Origin of the sequence: Vibrio sp. 10N.247.311.12 (genome assembly GCF_041467515.1) — a bacterium.
Lineage (GTDB): Bacteria > Pseudomonadota > Gammaproteobacteria > Enterobacterales > Vibrionaceae > Vibrio > Vibrio crassostreae_C.
The window spans coordinates 1-1431 of the sequence record NZ_JBFSUV010000102.1 but is presented as its reverse complement, the minus strand read 5'-3'; the positions used below and the strand labels follow the sequence as shown (position 1 = coordinate 1431).

The following is a 1431-nucleotide window of genomic DNA, read 5'->3' as shown; positions in this document are numbered from 1 at the left end:
GTCCAATGCCGTTCGGATAAGCATTACTGTTTGAATCTAAACGGATATTTAGCTGGAACAAAGAGGATTGAACGTGGAAACGTTCGGTCCTTTCTTTTATCTGGGAGAATGAAGTGACTGATACTTTCCCTCATTCTTTTAAGTTTTACTGGTAGAGTTCCGTCTGGACATAAAGCTAGCCAACGTAACTGCGCATCAATAAGGTTAATCGCGGCCGTAAAACTGACCCTAGTCGCTCGAACCCCTGCTTCTGAAGCTATCTTAACCATCTCTAATCGCACTAGGTTATAAGCAAGTAAGACACCCCAAAGCTCTTGCCTCACACCGACAGAAAAACGACTTCGTAAAGTGACGTGACTTTGCAGTTGAGTCTGTTTAATTTCACCATAACCTTCTTCTATCTCCCAACGTTGCCAATAAATACGCAGCAGGCTTTCTAGTGAGTATTTGCCAGGGTCTGTAAGTGAAGTAATAAAACCTTTTATCTCACCTTTTGGTTCTTGATATAGGACTAATCTAGCTTCCCAACGCTCGGGTAAATTAGGATTCTGCCGCTGGGCCTGAGGAGAGATGGGCATTGAGATAAGCATGTCATTTTCTGCATATTTCTCCAATACTTCATAGCGTAGTTTACGTTTTGCAGGCATTAACCAATGAGCATTTTCCGCACTCTCTTGCCATGACAACAAAAGGTCTGCGGAGAAATAACAACGATCAAATAAAGTCAATGAGTGCGCTGGGATATCATTGAATAAACGTTTAGCTAAGGTCGTTTCACCGACATGACAACCATCAAAAGCTGCCCCCATAATCATTCGAGTTTCCGTTGACATCAAAGCAACTAAACGAAGTTGAGGATAAGGTTTCAGTTTTTTAGAGATGAACCCAAATTCTTCGGCGTTCTCTGGTGAATCTTGGCACCTAAATGTTGTTCCATCCACAGCAAGAACGTTAAGCCCTAAGTCTCTGTCTTGTTGAATGATATCTTCGCGCCAAGCCTTGACTGTTGTGTGAAAAAGAGCCGCTAATGGACTCTCGTCTAGACGTCGACGTGAATCGGTGAGGACACTAGGCGCAACACGAGACCAACTATCCTCAGGTTTTGGTTGAAGGGCAATGTCTAATGAACTGCATACCTCTTTGATAGACATGTTGCGTTGCAACCCCATCCAAATAACTAGCCAGACAGCTTGCTGAGCGGGAAGTCGACGTCGTCTTATGCTCGCTTTATTTGTTTCAAGAAGAGCTTGTTCTATCCATTCTAGTTGAATGGCGTTGACGACAGATTCGTAATTATCCGTATCCTCAATAGTCTCGTGCGCCATTGCTAATTCTTGTTCAAGCATAAAAAAATCCCCATCAACGTTGTTGATGGGGATTATCTGCTAACTGCAGGATCGTTCAAGTCTTCTTAAACGATCGGCATTAGAC

At 43.2% G+C, this 1431-nt stretch carries 1 protein-coding gene; it reads right to left on the bottom strand.

The window, feature by feature from the left end:
• Window positions 1-23: 23 nt before the first annotated feature.
• On the bottom strand, window positions 24-1346 hold the full coding sequence (locus AB6E30_RS22480; RefSeq protein ID WP_372105325.1) for an IS4 family transposase: 1323 nt from the start codon (window positions 1344-1346) through the stop codon (window positions 24-26).
• Window positions 1347-1431: the final 85 nt, after the last annotated feature.